16 protein-coding genes are annotated in these 24,032 nt (G+C 70.8%); 6 read left to right on the top strand and 10 right to left on the bottom strand.

What is annotated here, in order from left to right:
• Positions 1-58: 58 nt before the first annotated feature.
• The 8 genes from ABD954_RS11540 to ABD954_RS11575 all read right to left on the bottom strand — a co-directional run bounded on the left by ABD954_RS11540 (position 59) and on the right by ABD954_RS11575 (position 12,775).
• Entirely contained in the window at positions 59-1,684 is a 1,626-nt protein-coding gene (locus ABD954_RS11540; RefSeq protein WP_345485833.1) for a peptide ABC transporter substrate-binding protein, read from the bottom strand.
• Positions 1,685-1,828: 144 nt separating this feature from the next.
• On the bottom strand, positions 1,829-2,935 hold the full coding sequence (locus tag ABD954_RS11545) for an ABC transporter ATP-binding protein (protein WP_345485834.1): 1,107 nt from the start codon (positions 2,933-2,935) through the stop codon (positions 1,829-1,831).
• Positions 2,928-3,995 (bottom strand): ABC transporter ATP-binding protein, encoded by a 1,068-nt coding sequence (locus tag ABD954_RS11550; RefSeq protein ID WP_345485835.1) that lies wholly within the window; start codon positions 3,993-3,995, stop codon positions 2,928-2,930. Before ABD954_RS11550 ends, ABD954_RS11545 begins: the two co-directional genes overlap by 8 nt.
• Before the next feature lie 14 nt (positions 3,996-4,009).
• Positions 4,010-4,960: an ABC transporter permease gene (locus tag ABD954_RS11555; RefSeq protein WP_345485836.1), complete on the bottom strand. Its 951-nt coding sequence runs from the start codon at positions 4,958-4,960 to the stop codon at positions 4,010-4,012.
• Positions 4,953-5,885, bottom strand: coding sequence for an ABC transporter permease (locus ABD954_RS11560; protein WP_345492102.1), 933 nt, complete (start codon positions 5,883-5,885; stop codon positions 4,953-4,955). The genes ABD954_RS11555 and ABD954_RS11560 overlap by 8 nt, the downstream gene beginning before the upstream one ends.
• Before the next feature lie 171 nt (positions 5,886-6,056).
• The gene (locus tag ABD954_RS11565) at positions 6,057-7,694 is read right to left on the bottom strand and encodes a peptide ABC transporter substrate-binding protein (RefSeq protein WP_345485837.1); all 1,638 of its coding nucleotides are present in this window, start codon (positions 7,692-7,694) and stop codon (positions 6,057-6,059) included.
• A gap of 451 nt (positions 7,695-8,145) precedes the next feature.
• Positions 8,146-10,047, bottom strand: a complete 1,902-nt coding sequence (gene typA, locus ABD954_RS11570) for a translational GTPase TypA (protein WP_345485838.1) — start codon at positions 10,045-10,047, stop codon at positions 8,146-8,148.
• A 349-nt stretch (positions 10,048-10,396) separates the two neighbouring features.
• Positions 10,397-12,775: an ABC transporter family substrate-binding protein gene (locus tag ABD954_RS11575; protein WP_345485839.1), complete on the bottom strand. Its 2,379-nt coding sequence runs from the start codon at positions 12,773-12,775 to the stop codon at positions 10,397-10,399.
• Positions 12,776-13,071: 296 nt separating this feature from the next.
• Between ABD954_RS11575 and ABD954_RS11580 the strand changes: the two genes are divergently transcribed.
• The 4 genes from ABD954_RS11580 to ABD954_RS11595 are packed head-to-tail and all read left to right on the top strand — an operon-like array spanning position 13,072 to position 16,849.
• On the top strand, positions 13,072-13,302 hold the full coding sequence (locus tag ABD954_RS11580; protein WP_345485840.1) for a hypothetical protein: 231 nt from the start codon (positions 13,072-13,074) through the stop codon (positions 13,300-13,302).
• A 34-nt stretch (positions 13,303-13,336) separates the two neighbouring features.
• Entirely contained in the window at positions 13,337-14,158 is an 822-nt protein-coding gene (locus tag ABD954_RS11585) for a hypothetical protein (protein WP_345485841.1), read from the top strand.
• A 1-nt stretch (position 14,159) separates the two neighbouring features.
• Positions 14,160-16,082 carry a fumarate reductase/succinate dehydrogenase flavoprotein subunit gene (locus ABD954_RS11590; RefSeq protein WP_345485842.1) on the top strand — a complete coding sequence of 641 codons (1,923 nt, stop codon included), beginning with the start codon at positions 14,160-14,162 and terminating at the stop codon, positions 16,080-16,082.
• Positions 16,079-16,849 (top strand): succinate dehydrogenase/fumarate reductase iron-sulfur subunit, encoded by a 771-nt coding sequence (locus ABD954_RS11595; protein WP_345485844.1) that lies wholly within the window; start codon positions 16,079-16,081, stop codon positions 16,847-16,849. The genes ABD954_RS11590 and ABD954_RS11595 overlap by 4 nt, the downstream gene beginning before the upstream one ends.
• Before the next feature lie 21 nt (positions 16,850-16,870).
• Here ABD954_RS11595 and ABD954_RS11600 read toward each other — a convergent pair whose 3' ends face one another.
• The gene (locus tag ABD954_RS11600) at positions 16,871-17,872 is read right to left on the bottom strand and encodes a hypothetical protein (protein ID WP_345485845.1); all 1,002 of its coding nucleotides are present in this window, start codon (positions 17,870-17,872) and stop codon (positions 16,871-16,873) included.
• Between the two features lie 399 nt (positions 17,873-18,271).
• Here ABD954_RS11600 and ABD954_RS11605 point away from each other — a divergent pair, with 399 nt between their 5' ends.
• Positions 18,272-20,368, top strand: a complete 2,097-nt coding sequence (locus ABD954_RS11605; RefSeq protein ID WP_345485847.1) for a TPM domain-containing protein — start codon at positions 18,272-18,274, stop codon at positions 20,366-20,368.
• A 47-nt stretch (positions 20,369-20,415) separates the two neighbouring features.
• The gene (locus tag ABD954_RS11610) at positions 20,416-21,126 is read left to right on the top strand and encodes a PspA/IM30 family protein (protein ID WP_345485848.1); all 711 of its coding nucleotides are present in this window, start codon (positions 20,416-20,418) and stop codon (positions 21,124-21,126) included.
• A 101-nt stretch (positions 21,127-21,227) separates the two neighbouring features.
• Here the strand turns inward: ABD954_RS11610 and ABD954_RS11615 are convergent, their stop codons facing one another.
• A complete protein-coding gene (locus tag ABD954_RS11615) occupies positions 21,228-23,891 on the bottom strand; it encodes a SpoIIE family protein phosphatase (protein ID WP_345485849.1) in 2,664 nt (887 codons plus the stop codon).
• Between the last annotated feature and the right edge of the window lie 141 nt (positions 23,892-24,032).

The following is a 24,032-nucleotide window of genomic DNA, read 5'->3' on the forward strand; positions in this document are numbered from 1 at the left end:
GTCCGCGGGGCCGGGCCGTACGCCGCCGACCTGTCAGGCTGCTCGGCCCGCCGGGGCGTCACTTGACCTTGATCTGGTCGTAGACCGGGACGCTGAAGGGGTTCAGGGACACGTTCTCCACGCGCTCGGAGTAGCCGGCGCTGCCGTTCTGGTACCAGAGCGGGATGGCGCCCATGTCGTCGCGGAGGACTTCCTCGGCCCGCTGGAAGAGCTCGACGGCCTTCTTGGTGTCGGTCTCGGCGTTGGCGTCGTCGACGAGCTTGTCGAACTCGGGGCTGGAGTACTTGCCGTCGTTGGACGAGGCGTTGGTGTAGTACAGCGGCTGGAGGAAGTTCTGGATGAGCGGGTAGTCCATCTGCCAGCCGGCCCGGAAGGGGCCGTTCAGCTTCTGGGTGGTGACCTGGTTGCGGTAGTCGGCGAAGGTGCCGACCGGGTTGCCGACGCACGCCCTGTTGTTGCCGAGGGCGCGGTTGATGGAGTTGCAGACGGCGTCCACCCACTCCTTGTGGGAGCCGGTGTCGGCGTTGTACGAGATCCTCAGCGTGCCGCCGGGGATGCCGCCGCCCTGCGCGACCAGCTTCTTGGCCTCGGCCGGGTTGTACTCGCACGCCTCGCCGCACATCTCCTTGTAGCCGCCGTCGGCGCCGAGCACCGGTGAGGTCCAGTCCTTGGCGGGGGTGCGGGTCTTCTGGAAGATCGTCTCGGTGATCTGCTTGCGGTCGATGGCCATCGACAGGCCCTTGCGGAGCTTCTCCTGGCCGGGCTTGTTGAACTCCGGCCGGTAGAAGGGCCACGAGAGGGTCTGGATGATGCCGGCGGGGGTGTTGATGTACCGGTCGCCGAGGTCGGCGGAGACGTTCTTGAGCTGCGAGGCGGGGACGTCGTCGACGAGGTCGAGGTTGCCGGCCGTCAGGTCGGTGTAGGCGGTGTTGTTGTCCGTGTAGACCTTGAGGGTGATGCCGCCGTTCTGGGCCTTGTCCGTGCCGGGGTAGGCGTCCCACCGCCGGAGGACCATCTGGGAGCCCTTGGAGTAGGAGTCCACGGTGTACGGGCCGTTGCCGATGGGCTTCGACAGCCAGCCGGCGTGGTCGTCGTAGAACGCCCTGGGGAGCGGGGCGAAGGCCGCGTAGCCGAGGGTGTCGGGGAAGGTCGAGAACTTCTGGGTCAGCTTGACGGTGAAGGTCCGCTCGTCGACGACCTTGAGGCCGGACATGGTCGCGGCGCTCGGCTGTCCCTTGTCGGGGTGGACCTTGTCGTAGCCCTCGATGTAGCCGAAGAAGTAGGCGTTCTTCTGGTTGTTCTTCAGGTGGGCGCCGTAGTTCCAGGCGTCGACGAAGGACTTCGCGGTGACCTTCTCGCCGTTGGAGAAGGTCCAGCCGTTCTTGACGGTGATGCGGAAGTTCGTCGAGTCGGTGGTCTCGATCTTCTCGGCGAGCATGTCCTTGGCCTCGCCGGTCTTCGGGTCGTACTGCTTGAGGCCGCGGAAGATCATGGACAGCACCTTGCCGCCCTGGACCTCGTTGGTGTTCGCCGGTTCCAGCGGGTTCTGGGGGTCACCCCACGAGGAGGTCACGACGCCGTCCGCGCCCCCGCCGCCCGTGTCGCCGCCCCCGCCGCAGGCGGTCGCCGCGAGGGCGACGGCGGTGGCCAGAGCGGCCCACTTGGCGTGCGTGGCTCCGCGCATGGAGTGCCTCCCGATGTCCTCAGTCTGACTTAGGGCCCAATATCACCCGGTATGGGAGGGAGTGCACGTTAACGGCGTCCGGATGAACGCAAGGGCCCCCGGCACCCTCACGGGGTGCCGGGGGCCCTTGCGGACGAGGCCGGGTCAGACGGCGAGAACCGCCTTCTCCTCGGCGAAGTGGCACGCGGACTCGTGCGCGGCCGGGGTGTCCTGGCCGACGAAGCGCTCCGGGACCGCGAGCAGCGGGACCTCGGTGGCGCACTTGTCCTGCGCCTTCCAGCAGCGGGTGCGGAAGCGGCAGCCCGACGGCGGGTTGGCCGGCGAGGGCACGTCACCGGTGAGGATGATCCGCTCGCGGTGCGCGCGGGCCTCCGGGTCCGGCACCGGGACGGCGGAGAGCAGCGCCTGGGTGTACGGGTGGGTCGGGTGGTCGTAGATCTGGGTGTCCGTACCGATCTCGGCCATCTTCCCCAGGTACATGACGCCCACGCGGTCCGAGATGTGCCGGACGATCGACAGGTCGTGCGCGATGAAGATGTAGGAGAGGTTGAACTCGTCCTGGAGCTTCTCCATCAGGTTGATGACCTGGGCCTGGACGGACACGTCCAGGGCCGAGACCGGCTCGTCGCAGATGATGATCTCCGGGTTGAGCGCGAGGCCGCGGGCGATGCCGATGCGCTGGCGCTGACCGCCGGAGAACTGGTGCGGGTAGCGGTTGATGTACTCGGGGTTCAGACCGACGACGTCGAGCAGCTCCTGCACCTTGCGGCGCCGGTCGCCCTTCGGGGCCACCTCGGGGTGGATGTCGAAGGGCTCGCCGATGATGTCGCCGACCGTCATGCGCGGGTTCAGCGAGGTGTACGGGTCCTGGAACACCATCTGGATGTTGCGGCGCACGGCCTTCAGCGCGCGGCCGGACAGCCGGGTGATGTCCTGGCCCTTGTAGAAGACCTCGCCCGCGGTGGCCTTCTCCAGGTTCATCAGGAGCTTGGCGACGGTGGACTTGCCACAGCCGGACTCGCCCACGATGCCGAGGGTCTCGCCCTGGAAGAGGTCGAAGGAGACGCCGTCCACGGCCTTGACCGCGCCGACGTTCTTCTTGAACAGGATGCCCTGGGTGAGCGGGAAGTGCTTCTGCAGGTTGCGGACCTGGAGAATCGGCTCACCGCGCTCGACCGGAGCCTCGATGGCGGCTACGGCCTCCGCCTCGGACACGCCCCCGGCCTCGTTCGTCTTGCTCAGCTCAGCCATGGATCGTCTCCTTCCAGAAGTGGCAGGCGCTCTTGCGGCCCGGCAGCTCGGCCCCGTCCTGCTCGGTGACCGGCGCGAGCGCCGGGATCTCCGTACGGCAGAGGTCGGTCGCCTTGGGGCAGCGCGGGTTGAAGGCGCAGCCGGTCGGCACGCGGAGCAGGTTGGGCGGGAGGCCCTTGATCGCGTAGAGCTCCTGGCCCTTCTGGTCCAGGCGCGGGATCGAGTCCAGCAGACCGCGGGTGTACGGGTGGGCCGGGCGCTTGTACAGCTCGTGCACCGGCGCCTGCTCCACGATGCGGCCGGCGTACATGACCGCGATCTTGTCCGCGACGTCGGCGACGACGCCGAGGTCGTGGGTGATCAGGATCAGACCCATGTTGTATTCCTGCTGGAGCTCCGCGAGGAGGTCCATGACCTGGGCCTGGACGGTCACGTCGAGCGCCGTGGTGGGCTCGTCCGCGATGATCAGGTCCGGCTCCAGGGCGAGCGCCATGGCGATCATGATGCGCTGGCGCATGCCGCCGGAGAACTGGTGCGGGTAGTCGGAGACCCGCGCCGAGGCGGCGGGGATCTTCACCCGGTCCATCAGCTCGATGGCCTTGGCCTTGGCGTCCTTCTTGGACAGTCCGTGGTGCACCCGGAACATCTCGCCGAGCTGGTAGCCGACGCTGAGGACCGGGTTGAGGGAGGACAGCGCGTCCTGGAAGATCATCGCGATCTTGCGGCCGCGGATCTTCCGGCGCTCCTCGTAGGACATCTTCAGCATGTCCTGGCCGCGGAAGAGGATCTCGCCCTGCGGGATCCTGCCGGGCGGCATGTCGAGGATGCCCATGATCGCCTGGGCGGTGACGGACTTGCCGGAGCCGGACTCGCCGAGGACGGCGAGGGTCTCGCCGGCGTCGACCGAGTAGTTGACGCCGTTGACCGCCTTGGCGACACCGTCGCGGGTGTGGAACTCGACGTGCAGGTCGCGCACTTCGAGGAGCGGACCGGTGTGGTCGTCACCGTCGCGGGGCGCGGGGACGGACGCGGTCTTGTCGGTCTTGTCGATGAGGCTCATCTTTTACGCCCTCCTCAGCGCATCTTGGGGTCGAGGGCGTTGCGGACCGCTTCGCCGAGCATGATGAACGCCAGGATGGTGACGCTCAGCATGATCGAGGGCCACAGCAGGATGTGCGGAGCGACGCGGATCTGGTCGACGGCGGTGGAGACGTCGACGCCCCACGAGACCGTCGGGGCCGCGAGACCGAGACCCAGGTAGGACAGGGTCGCCTCGGCCGAGATGTAGCCGCCGAGCGCGATGGTCGCGACGACGATCACCGGCGCCATCGCGTTCGGGAGGATGTGCTTGAACAGGATCCGGCTGGTGCCGGCGCCGAGCGCCTTGGCGGCGTGCACGTAGTCGGCCTGCTTGACGGTGATCACCGCTCCGCGCATGACGCGGGCCATCTGCGTCCAGCCGAGGAAGGCCAGCGCGCCGACGACGACCCAGACGGTGCGCTCGGTGAAGGACTGCAGGACGACCATGGCGCCCAGGAGGAACGGGATGCCGAAGAAGATGTCGGTGACCCGGGAGAGGATCGCGTCCATGACGCCGCCGAAATAACCGGCGAGCATGCCCATGAGGCCGCCGACGACGGTGACGATGGCGGTGACGCAGATGCCGACGATGATCGAGGCACGGGTGCCATGGATCATGCGGGCGTACACGGAGCGGCCCTGGCCGTCGTAACCGAGCCAGTCGGCCTGGCCGATGTGGGCGAGCTCCGGCTTGCCCAGGTAGTGGTTCACCAGGTCGCCGACGGTCGGCGAGGCGCTGGTGAACAGTCCCGGGAACGCGGCGACCGTCAGCAGGAAGAGGATCAGGACGGCCGAGACGAGGAAGTACGGGTTGCGACGCAGGTCGTGCCAGGCGTCGCCCCACAAGGAGCGGGCCTTCTCCTGCTTCGGCGCGGCGGCCTCGACGACGGAGGGGGCGTCGACGGCCTCTTCTGCCACGGCGGCGGTCTTGGTCACGTCAGGCATAACGGATCCTCGGGTCCAGGACCGCGTACAGCAGGTCGATGAGAAGGCTGGTGACGAGGTAGACGATCACCAGGATGGTGACGAGACCGACCAGGGTCGAACCCTCGCGGCGGGAGATCGACTCGGCGATCAGACCGCCGACGCCCTTGATGTTGAAGATCTTCTCAGTCACGACCGCACCACCCATGAGGGCGCCGATGTCGGTGCCGAGGAAGGTGACGACGGGGATCATCGAGTTGCGCATCAGGTGGACGCCGATGATGCGGCGCTTCGGCAGGCCCTTGGCGACGGCCGTGCGCATGTAGTCGGCGCGCAGGTTCTCCGCCATGGACGTACGGGTCAGTCGGGCCACGTACGCGAGGGACAGACCGCCGAGGACCACCGCCGGGGCGATCATCTCGGACCACAGCTGCTCGTTGCTGACGTTCGGGGCGATCCAGCCCAGGTTGTCGGCGAAGACCATCTTGATGAAGAAGCCGAGCACGAAGACCGGGATCGAGATGATCAGCAGGGTGAAGATGAGGATCGCGTTGTCGGCGAGCTTGCCGGCCTTCAGGCCGCCGATGATGCCGAGGCCGATGCCGAAGATGAGCTCGAACGCGAAGGCCAGGGTGGCCAGCTGGAGCGTCACCGGGAACGCCTCGCCGAGCACCTCGGTGACCGGGCGGTCGTTGCGGATCTGGGTGCCGAAGTCGAAATGAAGGATGATGCCCTTCATGTAGTTCCAGTACTGCTCGTACAGCGGCAGGTCCAGACCGAGCTTGTGTCTGATGGCTTCGATGGTCGCCGGGCTCGCGCCCTTGTCGCCGAACAGACCCGCCACGGGGTCGCCGGGCAGGCTGTAGACCATGAGGAAGATCAGCAGGGTTGTCCCGAAGAACACCGGGATCATCTGGAGCAGTCGTCGTGCGACATAGCGCCCCATCATGCCTCCGTTGAGATGTGACGGCCGCAGCCGACGGGCCCTCCCCCGACAGCACGCCCAGGTGCGGGCACGCTGATGTCGTGGAAGGGCCCCCCAGCCACTGCGTAAGGCGCCGAGACGGGGCTGACGATCCGTCAGCCCCGCGACGGCGAGCGGACTACGCTTGGGTGATTACTTCTTGACCTCGACGCCGGTCAGGATCGGGTCGCCGTCCTGGCCGTACGCCACGCCGGAGACCTTCTCCGAGTAGCCCGCGTTGACCTTGTAGTACCAGAGCGGGATCGACGGCATGTAGTTGACCAGGTCCTTCTCGATGGCCTGGTACGCCTTGACCGACTCGTCGAGCGTCTTGGCCGAGTCGGCGGCCGCGATCTTGGCGTCCAGCTCCTTGTTGGAGAAGTCGCCCTGGTTGCCGCCCGCACCCGTACGGAACAGGTCCGAGATGAAGTTGGCGTTCACCGGGTAGTCGAGCACCCAGCCGGAGCGGTACAGGGACTTGACCTGCTTCGTCTTACGAGCGGTCAGGTCGGCCTGGAAGTCCGGCTTGCCGTCGCCGACGCACTGGACGCCGGTGGACTGCTGGATGGAGTTGCAGACGGCCTCCACCCACTCCTTGTGGCCGCCGTCGGCGTTGTACTGGATGGAGATCTTGTTGCCGGGGACGCCGCCGCCGGCCTTGATGAGCTCCTTGGCCTTGGCCGGGTCGAACTTGGTGATCTCGACCGCGTTCGGCTGGTAGCCGAGCACGCCCTTGGCGACCCAGCCGGTGGCGGGCTCACGCGTGCCGTTGAGCACCGTCTTGGTGATGGTGGCGCGGTCGATGCCCATGGACAGACCCTGGATGACGCGCGGGTCGATCTGCTTCGGCTTCTTCCACTGCTCGGCGTAGAAGGCGACGGCGACGGTCTGGATCGCGGAGTACGCCTGGTCCACGGCGCGGTCGCCGAGGTCCTGACGGTAGACCGGGAGGTCCTTCGGGGCGATCTGACGCAGGACGTCGACGTTGCCCGACTTGAGGTCCTCGTACGCGGCCTCGAGGGTGGTGTAGTTCTTGAAGACCACACCGCCGTTCTTCGCCTTGTTCGGGCCCTTGTAGGCGTCGTAGCGGACGATCTCGATCTTCTTCTTGTGGTCCCAGGACTTGAACTTGTAGGGACCGTTGCCGACCGGCTTCTGGCCCGCGGCGACCGGGTCCTTGAAGAAGGACTCCGGGAGCGGGGCGAAGACGATGTAGGCGAGCTTGTGCGCGAAGTACGGAACCGCGGAGTTGAGCTCGATCGTGAAGGTGTTGTCGTCGACGATCTTCAGACCCTCGAGCTTGTCGGAGGTCGGCTTGGCGCCCTCCGCCTCGGGGTGCACCTTGTCGAAGCCCTTGACGTCCGCGAACCAGGACGCGAGGCCCTGCGCGTTCTTGACGTTGGCGTTCCAGTTCCACGCGTCCACGAAGGACTTGGACGTCACCGGGGTGCCGTCGTGGAAGGTCCAGCCCGGCTTGAGCTTGACGGTCCAGGTCTTCGAGTCGGTGGTGGTGACCGACTCGGCGTTGATCATCTCCAGGGAGCCGTCGGCCTTGTAGTCGACCAGGGTCGAGAACAGACCGGCCATGACCGCGGAGCCGTTCGACTCCATCGTGTCACCGGTGAGCAGGGGCTTCTCAGGCTCACCCAGCTCGACCGAGAAGATTCCGTTCGGGTCGACGGCGCCGGCGCCAGCCTTGCCCTCGTCGCTCTTACCCCCGCCACAGGCGGTCGCTGCCAGGGCGACAACGATCGCGCCCGCTACCCACTTGGCGCTCTTGGCACCGCGCATGGGTTCCTCCTCATGAGTCCACTTGTCACTACAAGAGAGGCACTCCGAGTTCTGCCGACACCCCTGACGGCGTTGCACTCAAGTGCCCCGAGTGTGCTCGTGAGTCGGCACTCCCCACAGTGCGTGACCCATTGACCCGAGCTCAATGGAGCCAACTATTAAGTACGTCCGGGCCGTAAACCACACTTAAGCGGTCTCGTTTTGACAACATCACCGAAGCCAGGAAGACCGAAATCCGGACAAAGCGAGCAGAGACAGACACCGACGAAACGGACCGTTAACACACGTTCCGGAGAGCGACGACCGATATCCGGACGCTTGGCCGGGTAAATATGCTTGACGCACGTTGACGAACCGTTGAAGAAGGGTTCGGCCCCCCGCACGCCGTGCGGGGGGCCGAACCCTGAATGTGAGCTTCCGCTCAGACGGCCTCAGCGGCCGCCGTGACGGCTCAGCCGTTCTTCGCGCGGGAGGCGGCGCGGGCGCGCTCGCGGGCGTCCAGGTTCACCTTGCGGATGCGCACGGCCTCCGGGGTGACCTCGACGCACTCGTCGTCGCGGCAGAACTCCAGGGACTGCTCCAGGGAGAGCTTGCGCGGCGGGACGATCGCCTCGAAGGAGTCGGCCGACGAGGAACGCATGTTCGTCAGCTTCTTCTCCTTGGTGATGTTCACGTCCATGTCGTCGGAGCGGGAGTTCTCACCGACGATCATGCCCTCGTACACCTCGGTGCCCGGCTCCACGAAGAGGACGCCGCGCTCCTGGAGGTTGGTCATCGCGAAGGCGGTGACCGCACCGGCGCGGTCGGCGACCAGGGAGCCGTTGTTACGGGTCTGGAGCGGACCGAACCACGGCTCGTGGCCCTCGTGGATCGAGTGGGCGATGCCGGTGCCGCGGGTCTGGGTCAGGAACTCCGTGCGGAAGCCGATGAGGCCACGGGACGGAACGACGAACTCCATGCGGACCCAGCCGGAGCCGTGGTTCGACATGTTGTCCATGCGGCCCTTGCGGACGCCCATGAGCTGGGTGACGGCGCCCATGTGCTCCTCGGGCACGTCGATCGTCATGCGCTCGACCGGCTCGTGGACCTTGCCGTCGACCTCCTTGGTGACGACCTGCGGCTTGCCGATGGTGAGCTCGAAGCCCTCGCGGCGCATCTGCTCGACCAGGATGGCGAGCGCGAGCTCACCACGGCCCTGGACCTCCCAGGCGTCCGGGCGCTCGGTCTCCAGGACGCGGAGCGAGACGTTGCCGATGAGCTCGCGGTCCAGACGGTCCTTCACCTGACGGGCCGTGACCTTGCGGTCCTTGACCGCGGCCTTGGCGTCGGCGCCCTTGCCGGTGCCGCCGCGGCCGACCAGCGGGGAGGTGTTCGTACCGATCACCATGGAGATGGCCGGCTCGTCGACCGTGATGAGCGGCAGCGCGACCGGGTTCTCCGGGTCGGCCAGGGTCTCGCCGATCATGATGTCGGGGATGCCGGCGACGGCGCAGATGTCGCCGGGGCCCGCCACCTCGGCCGGCTTGCGGGTGAGCGCCTCGGTCATCATCAGCTCGGTGATGCGGACGTTCTGGATCGAGCCGTCGCGCTTGATCCACGCGACCGTCTGGCCCTTGCGCAGCTCGCCCTGCTCGACGCGGAGCAGCGCGATGCGGCCGAGGAAGTTGTCGGCGTCGAGGTTGGTGACGTGGGCCTGGAGCGGCGCGTCCTCCTCGTACGTCGGGGCCGGGACGTGCTCCAGGATCGTGGAGAAGAAGGGCTCCAGGTTGGTGGAGTCCGCCGGGACCGTGCCGTCCTCCGGCTTGGTCAGCGAGGCGATGCCGTCACGGCCGCAGGCGTAGACGATCGGGAACTCGATCTGGTCCTCGTCGGCGTCCAGGTCCAGGAACAGGTCGTAGGTCTCGTTGACGACCTCGTCGATCCGGGAGTCGGGGCGGTCCGTCTTGTTGATGCAGAGGATGACGGGCATCCGGGCCTGCAGCGCCTTGCGGAGCACGAAGCGGGTCTGCGGCAGGGGGCCCTCGGAGGCGTCCACCAGGAGGACGACGGCGTCGACCATCGACAGACCGCGCTCGACCTCGCCGCCGAAGTCGGCGTGGCCGGGGGTGTCGATGATGTTGATCGTGATCGGGGCCCCGCCGTCCTTGGGGTGGTACTTCACCGCCGTGTTCTTGGCGAGGATCGTGATGCCCTTCTCACGCTCCAGGTCGTTCGAGTCCATCATGCGGTCGTCGAGCTGCTGGTGGGCGGCGAAGGCACCCGCCTGCTTGAGCATGGCGTCGACGATGGTCGTCTTGCCGTGGTCGACGTGGGCGACGATGGCTACGTTACGGATGTCGTGGCGCGTGGGCATGGGTGGCTTGCGCTTCTCTCGGATCGTGGGAATCGGCGTCAGTTCCTCTTACGCCCGCCGGGCGGACGCGCCACGGCTATGTCCTATGGTACGGGGCTGCCGTGCAAGGGGCTTCCCCGGAGGGATCCGAGAGGGTCTACTGGGAGGTTTCGGGGTGTGGGGAAGGTCATGCGGACTCGTGCGGCCGGGTCAAGGGGCCATCGTGATCCTGCCCGCCGGCGGGACCGGCGGGCAAGGAAATTGAGCTGCTTCTGAGCTTGCGACTTGGAGTTTCGGCTACTTTCGGGTATTGGGGCGGCTTTCGGCCCGAGGCCCCGGCCGGCCCGTCGTCCGCCCGGGGCGCGCGTCGTCAGCCCTTGTTGCGCTCGGCGCCCTTCGCGGGCTCCGCCTTCTTGAATCCGATGTCCTGGTAGCGCGGGGCGGCGAAGCCCCAGGCGCCCGCGTTCAGCACGTCCGGCTTGACCGCCACCAGCTGGGGGCGCTGGTAGAGGGGGATGGAGCCGGCCGCGGCCCAGATCCGGGCGTCGGCCTGGCGGACGAGCTCGCGGGCCTCCTCCTCGTCGAGGGTGGCCGCCGCCTGGTCGAAGAGCTGGTCGATGCGGTCGGTGCCGACCCGGGCGTAGTTCTGCTCCACCAGCAGCGAGCCGTCGGAGGCCGGCTCGGGCTTGGCGAAGATCGGCCGGGCGTCGGTCGCCGGGAAGGCGGTCGCGGGCCAGGAGTACAGGGCGAGGTCGTAGTCGCCGGAGGCGACGTGGTCCTTGAAGAAGCTCTCGTCGGAGACCTTGGTGATCTCGGTGCGGATGCCGATGGCGTCGAGCATCCGGACGATCCGGTCGCCGACCGCCCGCAGCGACTCCGAGCCCGGCCCCGAGGGCAGGACGAAACGGAGGCTGAGCGGCTTGCCGTCCTTGCCGAGGGTCCGCGCGGCCGCCGCGTCCACCGCCGCCGGGGCGGCGGTGCCGCGCGGGGCGTAGGCACCGGCGACCGGCCTGGCCGGCGGCTTGCCCTCGGCCTTGGCACCGGCGTCCGTGTCGAGGGCCGCGGCCTGGCGGAGCAGGGCGGCGCCCTGGAGGGCGGCGACGGGGGCCGGGGCGAGGATGTTGGTGCCGTTCTCGGGTCCGCCCGCGCCGATCAGCGGGGCGGCGGGGCGCTCGCCGGGCTTGTCGTCCCCGACGATGTAGAGGCCGTCGTCGGAGGCGGCGTCCGTCTCCTTCTCCCCGGCGTCCCGGCCCGCGTCCTTCTCGCCCGCGTCCTTCTTCTCGGCGTCCTTCTTCTCCGCGGTCTTCTCGGCCTCGCTGCCCGCCTTCTTCACGGCCGGCGGCTTCTTCAGCGCCCCGCCCGGCACCCAGCCCGCGTCGGCGAGGAGGGCCCGCGCCTCCTCGGTGTCCTGGTCGCCGAGCGCGTCGCTGCTGTCGGCGTACGCGGGCTGCCCGGCGAGCGCGAGGTGGCTGCCCGGGGGCTTGGCGGGCAGCCCGAGCGGCTTGAGTACGGTTTCGGCCAGCTCCTGGCGGTCGATCGCTCGGGCCACGGCCCGGCGCACCCGCTCGTCGGCGAGCGGCCCGGACTCCCCGTTGAGGGAGAGCTGGGTGTAGGCGGGCTCCAGGGACTTGCGGACCACGAAGCCGGCGAGGCCCTTCTGCTCGGCCGCGTAGCGGGCGACGGCCTGCTGGTTCCGCTCGCGCGCCGCCCGGACCTCCTCGGCCTTCTCCTCGTCGGAGCCGTACGCGAGCGCCCAGGACTTCAGGGCGGCGGCGGGGGTGATCCCGGAGCCGGGCCCGTGGGCGAGGGCCTGCGCGCCGTTCCGTCCGGCGCGGGCGTCCCGTACGGCGAGGGCGATCCGGTCGGCGGTGGACCGGTCGATCTCGGCCAGGTCCAGCTTGTCGGCGGCGAGGGCGGCGGTCCGCTCGGTGCGGGGCACGGCGGTCAGGACGAGGGAGTCGAGCTTGGCGGCCTGGCCCCACCAGCGCGGGTTGCGGGCGAGCGTGACGCTGCCGTCCTTGCGGTCGACCGCCTTCAGCAGGAACGGTCCTGCGGTGGACTTGAGGGTGGTGCGCGCGCCGTCGTTGAAGGTGTTGGGGGAGCCCATCACCTCCTTCGGGTAGAGCGGGGTGAACAGCGCGCGCCAGTCGGCGTAGGGCTTGCCGAAGGTGACCCGTACCTCCAGGTCGTTCTTGCCCCGCTCGATCTTCTCGATCCGCTCGTAGCCGGCGTTGCGGGCAGTCCAGTACGCCGTGTCCCGGCCACTCAGGGCACGCCACTGGGCGACGAAGTCGGGGGCGCCGATCTCGCGCCCGTCGCTCCAGACGGCCTGCTGGTGGAGCTTGTAGAGGACGACCTGCTTCGGCTCGGTCTCGATGACCTCGGCGGACTCCAGGTAGTCGGGGTTGAGCCGGGGCCGGCCGCGCTCGTCGAGGGTGTGCAGCGCGGGCAGCACGGCTCCGGCGATGCGGGCGGTGGCGCCGTCGGCGTCGGCCTGGAAGGCGTTGAGGGTGGTGGGCAGGGCGTCGACGGCCCAGCGCAGGGTTCCGCCGTCGGCGACCTTGTCGCGGGGGGCCGGTGCGTTGTCCTGGGCGGCGGTCGGCGGCTCGTCGCCGCTGTCGCCGGAGCTGCATCCGGCGAGCACGGCGAGGGCGAGGACCGCGCTGCCGAGGGTCGCGACGGAGCGGAGCGTGCGGGAGCGGGGGCTCCTGGAGCATGTCCTCCCGCGTGGGGCGCCGACCTGGGACATGACTTGTACCCCTTCGTCCAGTTTCGTGCCATTTGGAGATGATCACACCTATTGCTCATACACTGAAAAGGACGGAGCGGATCCGACGGCGGCGACACGACGGCACGGACGGCGATCCCCACCCGTGCGGCCCAATCGCCCGGCGCCGGGGCGCTCCGGACGAGTGGATTCAGGTGCACACGGCTTCACAAGCGGGATGTGACGCGCGACACTCCCCGAAGGTCTCCCTCAGGTCGACCGGGGGCACCCACCAGCGCGTGTTCGCCACCCCCGCACTCGCGGAAGTGAGGGCAACCATGTCCGTTCAGGACGATCTGGCGGCCGTCAAGCGCCGCCTGCACGACCTCGAGCACACGGTCGAGCAGCTGGAACGCCGCGTCGCGGCGGAGCGGGCCGCGCCCACGGGGCGGCCGGCCGCCATCCGGCCGGAGCACGTCGTGACCATCCCCGACGCCCCGTACGACAGCGGAATGTGGACCGACTCCGACGACGAGGGCCTGGGAGCACGCGACCGCCACGCGCCGTAGGCGCCCACCGGCAAACGGCAGAGGAGGCCCCCCGTTGGCCACAGGAACCGAACCCTCCGAACGGTCGACGGGGGTGCGCTCCCCGGGGCGCGCCTCCGTCGCCGCCCGCCATCTGCGCACCGACCGCTGGTGGCTGGCACCCGCCGCCACCGCCGCCGGACTGCTCGCCTTCGTCGCCTACTCGACCTGGCGGGCCTTCGCGAACGCCCACTACTACGCCGCGCCCTACGTCTCGCCGTTCTATTCGCCGTGCCTCGCCGAGAACTGCGTGCCCATGCGCGGCGGCCCGAACTGGGCGCTGTTCGGCAGCTGGTGGGGCCTGTCCCCCGCCCTGCTGATCCTGGTCTTCCCGCTCGGCTTCCGGCTGACCTGCTACTACTACCGCAAGGCCTACTACCGGGGCTTCTGGGCCTCCCCGCCCGCCTGCGCGGTCGCCGAACCCCACCGCGCGTACAGCGGCGAGACCCGCTTCCCGCTGATCCTGCAGAACGTCCACCGGTACTTCTTCTACCTGGCCCTGCCGGTCGCCGGAGTCCTCACGTACGACACCGCGCTGGCCTTCCGGGACGCCTCCTACGCGTGGGGGCACGCCGGGCTCGGGACGGTGGTGTTCCTCGTCAACATCGTGCTGATCTGGGCGTACACCCTGTCCTGCCACTCCTGCCGGCACGTGGTCGGGGGCCGGCTGCGGCACTTCTCGAAGCATCCGGTGCGCTACCGGCTGTGGACCTGGGCGGGGCACCTCAACCGGCGTCACATGCTGCTCGCCTGGGCCTCCCTGATCAGCGTCGCGCTCTGCGACCTGTACGTGTACCTGCTCGCCACCGGCGCCTTCGACGACCCGAGGTTCTTCTGAGATGACCGACACGGAACGGCAGCAGTGGGACGTGATCGTGGTCGGCGCCGGAGGCGCCGGGCTGCGGGCGGCGATCGAGGCGCGGGCCCGGGGCGCCCGTACCGCCGTCCTCTGCAAGTCCCTGTTCGGCAAGGCGCACACCGTGATGGCCGAGGGCGGCATCGCCGCCGCCATGGCCAACGCCAACCCGCACGACACCTGGCAGACCCACTTCCGCGACACCCTGCGCGGCGGGAAGTTCCTCAACCAGTGGCGGATGGCCGAACTGCACGCCCGGGAGGCCCCCGAGCGGGTGTGGGAGCTGGAGACCTGGGGCGCGCTCTTCGACCGCACGCCCGACGGACGGATCTCCCAGCGCAACTTCGGCGGTCACGAGTACCCGCGGCTCGCGCACGTCGGTGACCGGACCGGCCTCGAACTGATCCGCACCCTGCAGCAGAAGATCGTCTCCCTCCAGCAGGAGGACTTCCGCACGACCGGTGACCACGAGAGCGGTCTCAGGGTCTTCCAGGAGTGCACGGTCACCCGGATCCTCAAGGACGGCTTCGGGAGGGTCGCGGGGGTCTTCTGCTACGAGCGGGAGTCCGGGCGCTTCTTCGTCCTCCAGGCGCCCGCGGTGATCCTCGCGACCGGCGGCATCGGCAAGTCCTTCAAGGTCACCTCCAACTCCTGGGAGTACACGGGCGACGGCCACGCGCTGGCCCTGCTCGCCGGGGCGCCGCTGGTGAACATGGAGTTCGTGCAGTTCCATCCGACCGGGATGGTCTGGCCGCCGTCGGTGAAGGGCATCCTCGTCACCGAGTCGGTGCGCGGCGACGGCGGGGTGCTGCGCAACTCCGAGGGCAGGCGCTTCATGTTCGACTACGTGCCCGAGGTCTTCAAGGAGAAGTACGCGCAGTCGGAGGAGGAGGCCGACCGCTGGTACGACGACCCGGACGCGGGCCGCCGCCCGCCCGAGCTGCTGCCCCGCGACGAGGTGGCCCGGGCGATCAACGCGGAGGTCAAGGCGGGCCGCGGCTCCCCGCACGGCGGGGTCTACCTCGACGTGTCGACCCGGATGCCCGCCGAGGTGATCCGGCGCCGCCTGCCGTCCATGTACCACCAGTTCAAGGAGCTGGCGGACGTCGACATCACGGCGGAGGCGATGGAGGTCGGACCGACCTGCCACTACGTGATGGGCGGTGTCTCCGTCGACTCCGAGACGGCGGCCACCGTCGGTGTCCCGGGGCTCTTCGCGGCCGGTGAGGTCGCCGGCGGCATGCACGGCTCGAACCGGCTCGGCGGCAACTCCCTGTCCGACCTGCTGGTCTTCGGGCGCAGGGCCGGACTGCACGCCGCCGGGTACGCGGCGGGAGCGGCCCGGTCGGAGCCCGGCGAGGAGGCGGTGGCGGCGGCGCGGGCGGAGGCGCTGGCCCCCTTCGACGGCGAGGCGTCCGGGGCCGCCGCCGAGAACCCGTACACGCTGCACCAGGAACTCCAGCAGACGATGAACGACCTGGTCGGGATCATCCGGCGGGAGAGCGAGATGGCCGAGGCCCTGGAGCGGATCGCGCGGCTGCGCGAGCGGGCGCGGCGGCTCGCCGTCGAGGGTCACCGGCAGTTCAACCCGGGCTGGCACCTGGCCCTGGACCTGCGCAACATGCTCCTGGTCGGCGAGTGCGTGGCCCGGGCGGCCCTTGCGCGGACGGAGAGCCGAGGCGGGCACACCCGGGAGGACCGCCCCCGGATGGAGCGCGCCTGGCGGTCGGTGAACCTGCTGTGCCGGACCGTCGACGAGGGGGGAAGCGGCGGCGGGGTGCGGCTGGAGCGGGTGCGCACCGAGCCGGTCCGCGCCGATCTGCTCGCCCTGTTCGAGAGGGAGGAGCTGGCGAAGTACCTGTCCGAGGAGGAGCTGGACGCGGCGGAAGCGGGGCTGGAGTCATGAGTACGTACGAGGCGCGGTTCCGCATCTGGCGGGGCGACGCCGGCGGCGGGGAACTGACCGACTACACGGTCGAGGTGAACGACGGCGAGGTGGTCCTCGACATCGTCCACCGCCTCCAGGCCACCCAGGCGCCGGACCTGGCCGTGCGCTGGAACTGCAAGGCCGGCAAGTGCGGGTCCTGCTCGGCCGAGATCAACGGACGCCCGCGGCTGCTGTGCATGACCCGGATGTCGGTCTTCGGGCGGGACGAGACGGTCACCGTGACCCCCATGCGGGCCTTCCCGGTGATCCGCGACCTGGTGACGGACGTGTCCTTCAACTACGCGAAGGCGCGCGAGATCCCGGCCTTCGTGCCGCCCGCCGGGCTGGCCCCGGGCGACTACCGGATGCGGCAGGAGGACGTCGACCGCTCGCAGGAGTTCCGCAAGTGCATCGAGTGCTTCCTGTGCCAGAACACCTGCCACGTGGTCCGTGACCACGAGGAGAACAAGGACGTCTTCGCCGGTCCGCGCTTCCTCATGCGGATCGCCGAGCTGGACATGCACCCGCTCGACGCCGCCGAGGAGGTTGGTCTCGACCGCAGCCGCACCGCCCAGGACGAGCACGGCCTCGGCTACTGCAACATCACCAAGTGCTGCACGGAGGTGTGCCCGGAGGACATCAAGATCACGGACAACGCCCTGATCCCGATGAAGGAGCGGGTCGTGGACCGGAAGTACGACCCGGTGGTGTGGCTGGGCGACCGGATCCGGCGGCGCCGGTCGTAGCCCCGCGGACGGCCGCCCCGGTCAGTGCCAGCCCTCCCGGTAGGCCGCCCAGTCGCCCTCCTCGGCCGCGAAGTCGACGTACAGCGCCAGTCCGAAGCGCTCCCGGCCGGGGTCGGTCCGCCCGAGACCCAGCCGGGCGCCCCGGACGGCGGCGGCCACGGTCTCGGCGTTCTCGTGGTGGCCGAGGTCGTCCTCGTGGAAGAACGGCAGTCCCATGAGCAGGTCCGTCCCCTCGGGGGTCACCTCCAGGGCGAGGCTGGTCTGCTGGGCGACATAGCCGCCGTACAGGCCCTCCAGCGGCATCCAGGTGTCGTACGACATGACGGCTATCTGGTCGACGCGGCGGGCGACCTGGCCGAAGAACTCCTGCGACCACCACTTCTCGCTGCCGCCGGTGACCACGCCGAGGGCGGTGTGGGCGGCCGGCAGCGGGTCTATCTGGTGCGCGGCGACCGACAGCGGGGCCCTGCGCGCCCGGGTGAGCGCGCCGAGGTCGTCGAGCAGGGACAGATAGTGCCGGTCGTCGGAGTGCAGCGGCTCCAGGTCGAAGTGGACGTCCTCGAAACCGGCGTCGAGGATCTGGCGCGCCGAAGCCACCACGGCGGCCCGCGATCCCGCGTCCTCCAGGCGCAAACCTTCGGGGCCCTCACTGGCGAGGACGTCGCCCAGCCAGGCGTGCACGCGTATGCCCGGCATCGTGCGGTGGACGCCGTCGACGAGCCAGCGGGCCCGGGGGTAGCGGTCGGCGGGCAGGGTGCCGTCGTGCTCCAGCGGACCGGCGTGCACGTACAGGTCGCGGATGCCCGTGCCCTTGATCCGCGCGGCGAAGGCCGTCAGGTCGGCGTCCTTCTTCCGGCCGTCGACCCAGGCGTGCCCGAGCCAGATCGCGTCCTTGCCGCGCGTCTTCGTGCCCTCGCGCAGCTCACCGGTGTAGTTGAGCCGCAGCGCCGTGCCCGCGGCGAGCACCGGCACCACGAGCAGCAGGACGAGCCCGAGGGCGAGCGGACGTCCTCGCCGCCACATGCTCTTCCACCGTGCCTTCACCCGGGCCCCCCGAGGGTCGTCCTGTCACTGGAACCACCGTAGCGGCGGCTACCGACAGTGACGCGGGCCTGTGGAGAATGGTTTCCGCACCGGCGGCCGTCGGACCGTGGGAGCCCGGTACCGCCCGTACGGCCGGTCCGTCCGGCTCTCCGGTCCTCCGGCTCTCCGGCTCTCCGGTCCTCCGTCCTTCGGCTCTCCCCGCCTTCCGGCCCCTCTCACCCTCCGGCTCTCCCCGCCTTCCGGCTCCTCCCGCCTTCGGTTCTCCCCGCCCTCCGGCCCTTCCCGCACGTCCGGGCCGGTTCCGGTCGCGTGGCCCTTCCCGCCCGTCCGGCCCGGCCCCGGTCGCGCGGTCACCGCCCCGGACATAGCCTCGCTGTCGTGACGCGAAGAGCCACCCGGGCCCTGCTGTCGGTGCTGGTGGCGGCGTGGTGGCTGGTCGGGCCCGCCGCCCAGGGCGCCCACGCCGACGACCCCGTCGAGCTGTCCCGCGAGGGGCAGATCACCGACCGGGTGGGAGCCCTCGGCGACCGGCGGGCCGCGGTGGCCGAGGCCCTGGAACGGCTCTACGACACCCGGCGGGTCCAGCTCTTCGTCGTCTACGTACGGGACTTCTCCGGCCGCGGCGCCCAGGGCTGGGCCGACGCCACCGCCGAGCGCAACGGCCTGGGCCGCGACGACGTGCTGCTCGCCGTCGCCACCCACGCCCGGCAGTACGGCTACTCCGCCGACCCCGGCGCGCGCCTCACCCAGGACCAGCTCGACGACGTGGCGCGCACCGCGATCGAACCCGCGCTGCGGCAGAACGACTGGGCGGGCGCGGCCGTCGGCGCCGCGAACGGCTACACCGCCGTCCTCGCCGGACAGCCCGTCCCCGTCCCCGCCATCACCCCCGGCCCCGCCGACCCCGGCGGCGGCCCGTCGGGCGGCTCCGGTACGGCGACCGACCTGCTCGTGCCGGTCGTCCTGCTCGGCGGCGCGGGAGCCGTGGCGGCGTACGCGTACGTCAGGCGCCGCCGCAGGACCGTCGCCCGGACCACCCCCGGCGGCGGCCGGGGCTGGGGTGCGCCGGCGGCTCCGGCGCAGCCCTCGCTCGGCGAGCTGGACGGGCGGGCCCGGCAGGCACTGGTCGCCACCGACGACGCCGTGCGCACCAGCCAGGAGGAACTGGGTTTCGCGACGGCCCAGTTCGGCGAGGAGGCGACCGGTCCCTTCACCGAGGCGGTGCGGTACGCGGAGGGCGAGCTCACGGCCGCGTTCCGGCTGCGGCAGCAGCTCGACGACGCGTTCCCGGAGGACGACGCCACCCGCCGCGCGATGCTCGACGAGATCCTGAAGCGCTGCGCGGACGTCAACGCCCGCCTCGACGCCGAGTCCGAGGGCTTCGACCGGCTGCGGGCGCTGGAGCGCAACGCCCCGCAGGCGCTGGCCGCCGTGGAGAACGCCTTCCGGGAGCAGACCGGCCGGGTGGGTACGGCCGAGGCGACCCTGACCGCCCTGCGCGAGCGCTACACCGAGTCCGCGGCGGCCCCGGTCGCCGGCGACGTCGAACAGGCCAAGGACCGGCTGGTGTTCGCCACCGCCACGGTCAACGAGGCCCGGCAGCGGATCGACGCGGGCGACCACGGCGCCGCGGCCGTGCAGATCCGGGCCGCCGAGGGCGCCGTCGACCAGGCGGCCCGGCTCATCGAGGCCGTGGACCGGCGGGCCCGGGAGCTCGCCGAGGCGGCGGGCAGACTGCCCGGGGCGATCGAGGAGACCGAGGCGGACCTGGCCGACGCCCGCGGGCTGCTCCAGGGCACCGCGCAGGAGGTGTCGACGGCCGATCTGCGGGGCCGGATCGGCCGGGCCGAGGCGGTGCTCGCCGCGGTGCGGGCGGCGGTGGACTCCGGCCGGCACGACCCGATCGACGCGCTGCGCCGGATCGAGGAGGCGGACACGGCGCTCGACGAGGCGCTGGAGGGCGCGCGGGAGCGCGAGTCGGGGGTGCGGCGCGCCCGTGCGCTGCTCGACCAGGCGACCCTGATGGCCCGTTCGGCGGTCGGAGCGGCCGGCGACTACATCACGACGCACCGCGGCGCGGTGGGCGCCGAGGCCCGCACCCGGCTGGCCGAGGCCCAGCGGCGCCTGGACCGGGCCGGCCGGCTCGCCGCCGACGATCCGCCGTCGGCGCTCGCCGAGGCGCAGCGGGCGGACGCGCTGGCGCGGCGGGCGCAGGAGCTCGCGGAGCAGGACGTACGGACCTATGGGAACCCGAACGGCCTGGGCGGTGTAACAGGGGTGGGAGGTGCCGGTGGCGGCGGGCTCGGTGGAGCCGTGCTGGGCGGCATCATCCTCGGCGGACTGTTCGGGGGAGGTCGTGGTGGGGGTTTCGGTGGTCATGGCGGGGGTTTCGGGGGCGGCGGCTTCGGCGGCGGTCCGGGCAGCTTCGGCGGCGGCGGGACGCGTGGCCGGCTGGGCGGCGGGGGTCGTTTCTGACCTCGCTCTTTCACTCGTGTCCCGTCTTGTGCGCAAGGAGAGCGTCCATGAGCAAGCAGACCATCCTCGGCCGCGTCGCCCAGCTGGCGAAGGCCAACATCAACGCCCTGCTGGACCAGGCGGAGGATCCGCAGAAGATGCTGGACCAGCTGATCCGCGACTACGCGAGCAACATCTCGGAGGCGGAGGAGGCGGTCGCGGCGACCATCGGCAATCTGCGGCTGATGGAGCAGGACCACCAGGAGGACGTGGCGGCGGCGCGGGAGTGGGGCGAGAAGGCCCTGGCCGCGAGTCGCAAGGCCGACGGGCTGAGGGCCGAGGGCCGGGCGGAGGAGGCGGACCGCTTCGACCATCTGGCGAAGATCGCGCTGGGCCGGCAGCTCCAGTCGGAGAAGGAGGCGAGGACGGCCGAGCCGGCCATCGCCGCCCAGACCGAGGTGGTGGACAAGCTCAAGAGCGGCCTGGAGCAGATGAAGGGGAAGCTGGGCGAGCTCCAGGCCAAGCGCGACGAGCTGGTCGCGCGAGCCAAGTCGGCGCAGGCGCGGAACACGATGATGGACGCGGTGAAGAGCGTCGACGTCCTGGACCCGACGAGCGAGCTGAGCCGCTTCGAGGACAAGGTCCGCCGGGAGGAGGCGAGGGCGATGGGAAAGCAGGAGCTGGCCGCCTCCTCGCTGGACGCCCAGTTCGAGCAGCTGGACGCCCTCGGCGACGAGGCGGAGATCGCGGCCCGGCTCGCCGCGCTCAAGGCCGCCTGACCGGCGCGGCCGGCCGGGCCGGTCAGGCGGTGCGGCGGGCCGGTGCCGGGGAGCGGGCCGGTGCCGGAGGGCGGGCCGGTGCCGGAGGGCGGGCCCGCTGCTCAGAACATGCTGAGCAGCTGGTCGACCGTCGGTTCGGCGAGACCGTCTCCGTCCGGCAGGGGCAGTTCGAACCAGACGGTCTTGCCGCGCGGGGTGCGGCGCGAGCCCCAGGCGGCGCTGAGCAGTCCCACCAGTTGCAGGCCGCGGCCGCCCTCGTCGGTGTCCTTGGCGCGGCGGCGCCGTGGCTGGACGAGCCCGGCGTCCCACACCTCGCAGACCAGGGTGCGGTCGCGCAGCAGCCGCAGCCGGATCTCGCCCTCGCCGTAGCGCAGCGCGTTGGTGACGAGCTCGCTGACGAGCAGTTCGACGGTGTCCACCAGCGGTTCCAGCTCCCAGCCGGTGAGCTGGGCCCGGGCCAGTTCGCGGGCCCGGCCGACCGAGCGGGGCTCCCTGGGGAGCCGCCAGTCGCCCACGGCCTCGCTGGGCAGGCCCTGGATCCGGGCCATGAGCAGGGCGATGTCGTCCTCGCCGTGGTGGGTGTCGAGGGTGGTCAGGACGTGGTCGCAGACGTCCTCGAGGGGGCGGCCGGGGTTGGCGAGCGCGCTGCGGAAGGCGCTCAGGCCCTCGTCGAGGGGATGGTCGCGGGACTCGACGAGCCCGTCGGTGTAGAGGGCGAGCAGCGCGCCTTCGGGCAGCTCCACCTCGACCTCCTCGAAGGGCTCGCCGCCGACGCCGAGCGGCATCCCGGGGGGTACGTCGAGCAGCAGGGCCTCCTCGCCGGGTTCGAGGAGCACGGGCGGCAGGTGGCCCGCGTTGGCGAAGGTGCAGCGGCGGGTGACCGGGTCGTAGACGGCGTAGACGCAGGTGGCGAGGTAGACCTCGGACAGTTCGGGGCCGCGGGCCTTGTGGTGGGCGCGGGCGGACTGCTGGGCCCCGGCGGGGGCGCCGAGGCCGCGGGCGATCTCGTCGAGGTGGGACAGCACCTCGGCGGGTTCGAGGTCGAGCTGGGCGAGGGTGCGCACGGCGGTGCGCAGTTCGCCCATGGCGACGGCGGCCCGCAGGCCGCGGCCCATGACGTCACCGATGACGAGGGCGGTGCGGTGGCCGGGCAGTTCGATGACGTCGAACCAGTCGCCGCCGACCTCGGAGCCGACGGTGCCGGGCAGATAGCGGCAGGCGATGTCGAGCCCGGCGGCCTCCGGGTCGCCGGGCGGCAGGAGGCTGCGCTGGAGGATGAGGGCCCGCTCGTGCTCGCGCCGGTAGAGGCGGGCGTTGTCGATGCAGACGGCGGCGCGGGAGGCCAGTTCGACGGCGAGCGCGCGGTCGCGTTCGCCGAAGGGCTCGCTGCCCTTGGTCCGGGAGAACTGGACGAGTCCGACGACGGTGTCGTGGGCGACCATCGGGACCACGAGGGTGGACTGGACGAGGCTGCCGTCCGGTCCGGGCACGGTGCGCAGGCGGCCGGTGCGCAGGGCGCCCGCGCAGGGCGAGTTGAACGGGTAGCGGTGGACGGAGCCGACCTGGACGGGTCCGTCGTCGCAGCACACGTCTGCGGGCGGGGCGGTGTGCCGGCCGTGCCCGGTCCCCCCGCCGGCCGGCCCCGTCGCCTCCGGCGCGCCGTCCCCCGGGGTCACGTCCTCCGTACTGCTGCGCGGTTTTGCGACGCGTACGGGGGCGTCGGCGACGGCGCTGGCGACGGCGACCCGGCGCAGCTCGGCGCTGCCCGCTCCGTAGCCGACGTCATGGGAGCTGCCCCAGCGCCCGGGCGGGGCCTCGTCACCGGTGAGCAGGCCCTGGTAGAGGTCGACGGCGGCGAGGTCGCAGAAACCGGGGACGGCGACGTCGAGGAGTTCGCGGGCGGTGGCCTCCAGGTCGAGGGAGTTTCCTATGCGGGAGCCGGCCTGGTTGAGGAGGGCGAGGTTGCGGCGGGCGCTGGCGGCCTCGCGGGCGGCGTTGTGCCGGCGGGTGACGTCGATGCCGAGACCGGCGACGCCGATCGGGCGGCCGGAGCCGCTGTGCACGCGGTAGAGGTTGACCGACCAGTGGCGCCGGTCGCTGGAGCCGGGTGCGGCGCCGACGATCTGGAGGTCGGCCACGGACTCGCCGGTCTCCAGGACCTTCTTCAGCGCGGCGGTCATCCGGTCCGCCTCGGGCCGGGCGAGGTAGTCGTGGACGGTGCGGCCTCGGTGGTCGTCGGCGGAGCCGCCGAAGACGGTGGCGAAGCGGCGGTTGGCGCGCTTCACGGTCAGGTCGGTGCCGAAGAGGAGAAAGCCGAAGGGGGATTGGCCGAATATGGCCTGCGAGGCGGCGAGGTCCGTCTCGATGCGGCGCAGGGCCCGCACGTCGACCACGATGCACAGCGCCGCGCGTTCCCCGGTCTGCGTCTCGCTCGGCATCACGTACAGCTCGGCGAGGCCCTGGCGCCGGTCCTCGCCCGGGATGTGGAAGGGGACGAGGCCCGTCCACTCCTTGCCGTCGAGGATCTCCCGGACCCGGTGGTGTCCGCGGTCGCGCAGGTCGGCGGGCATGAAGGCCTCGACCGGATCCTTGCCCCTGGCCTCTTCGGCGGTGACTCCGAAGAGCTCGACGGCGCGCCTGCTCCACTGGTCGACGAGCCCGTCGGGGCCTATCGAAAAGGAGGCGACCCGGATGTAGTCATAGATGGATCCGGGCGGGCTGCTCTGCCACACGACACCGCTCGCCGTCTCAGGTATCTCGCTCACGCGACCGTCCCCTCCAGCTCACCGCACCGGACCGGCCATGACGGCAGTATTCAGCACCATGGCCCCCGTCGGCACGACGTTCACGATCACAGGGTGGTCTCGTTCGTTTCCGGCCGAGGCCCGCTGATCGTCGTCCCACCC

Origin of the sequence: Streptomyces roseoviridis, assembly GCF_039535235.1 — a bacterium.
Lineage (GTDB): Bacteria > Actinomycetota > Actinomycetes > Streptomycetales > Streptomycetaceae > Streptomyces > Streptomyces roseoviridis.

Excerpts from the sequence above, each read along its gene's own strand:
- ABD954_RS11540 (WP_345485833.1), bottom strand. The coding sequence starts at position 1,684 with ATGCGCGGAGCCACGCACGCCAAGTGGGCCGCTCTGGCCACCGCCGTC.
- ABD954_RS11545 (WP_345485834.1), bottom strand. The coding sequence starts at position 2,935 with ATGGCTGAGCTGAGCAAGACGAACGAGGCCGGGGGCGTGTCCGAGGCG.
- ABD954_RS11550 (WP_345485835.1), bottom strand. The coding sequence starts at position 3,995 with ATGAGCCTCATCGACAAGACCGACAAGACCGCGTCCGTCCCCGCGCCC.
- ABD954_RS11555 (WP_345485836.1), bottom strand. The coding sequence starts at position 4,960 with ATGCCTGACGTGACCAAGACCGCCGCCGTGGCAGAAGAGGCCGTCGAC.
- ABD954_RS11560 (WP_345492102.1), bottom strand. The coding sequence starts at position 5,885 with ATGGGGCGCTATGTCGCACGACGACTGCTCCAGATGATCCCGGTGTTC.
- ABD954_RS11565 (WP_345485837.1), bottom strand. The coding sequence starts at position 7,694 with ATGCGCGGTGCCAAGAGCGCCAAGTGGGTAGCGGGCGCGATCGTTGTC.
- typA (WP_345485838.1), bottom strand. The coding sequence starts at position 10,047 with ATGCCCACGCGCCACGACATCCGTAACGTAGCCATCGTCGCCCACGTC.
- ABD954_RS11575 (WP_345485839.1), bottom strand. The coding sequence starts at position 12,775 with ATGTCCCAGGTCGGCGCCCCACGCGGGAGGACATGCTCCAGGAGCCCC.
- ABD954_RS11580 (WP_345485840.1), top strand. The coding sequence starts at position 13,072 with ATGTCCGTTCAGGACGATCTGGCGGCCGTCAAGCGCCGCCTGCACGAC.
- ABD954_RS11590 (WP_345485842.1), top strand. The coding sequence starts at position 14,160 with ATGACCGACACGGAACGGCAGCAGTGGGACGTGATCGTGGTCGGCGCC.
- ABD954_RS11595 (WP_345485844.1), top strand. The coding sequence starts at position 16,079 with ATGAGTACGTACGAGGCGCGGTTCCGCATCTGGCGGGGCGACGCCGGC.
- ABD954_RS11600 (WP_345485845.1), bottom strand. The coding sequence starts at position 17,872 with ATGTGGCGGCGAGGACGTCCGCTCGCCCTCGGGCTCGTCCTGCTGCTC.
- ABD954_RS11610 (WP_345485848.1), top strand. The coding sequence starts at position 20,416 with ATGAGCAAGCAGACCATCCTCGGCCGCGTCGCCCAGCTGGCGAAGGCC.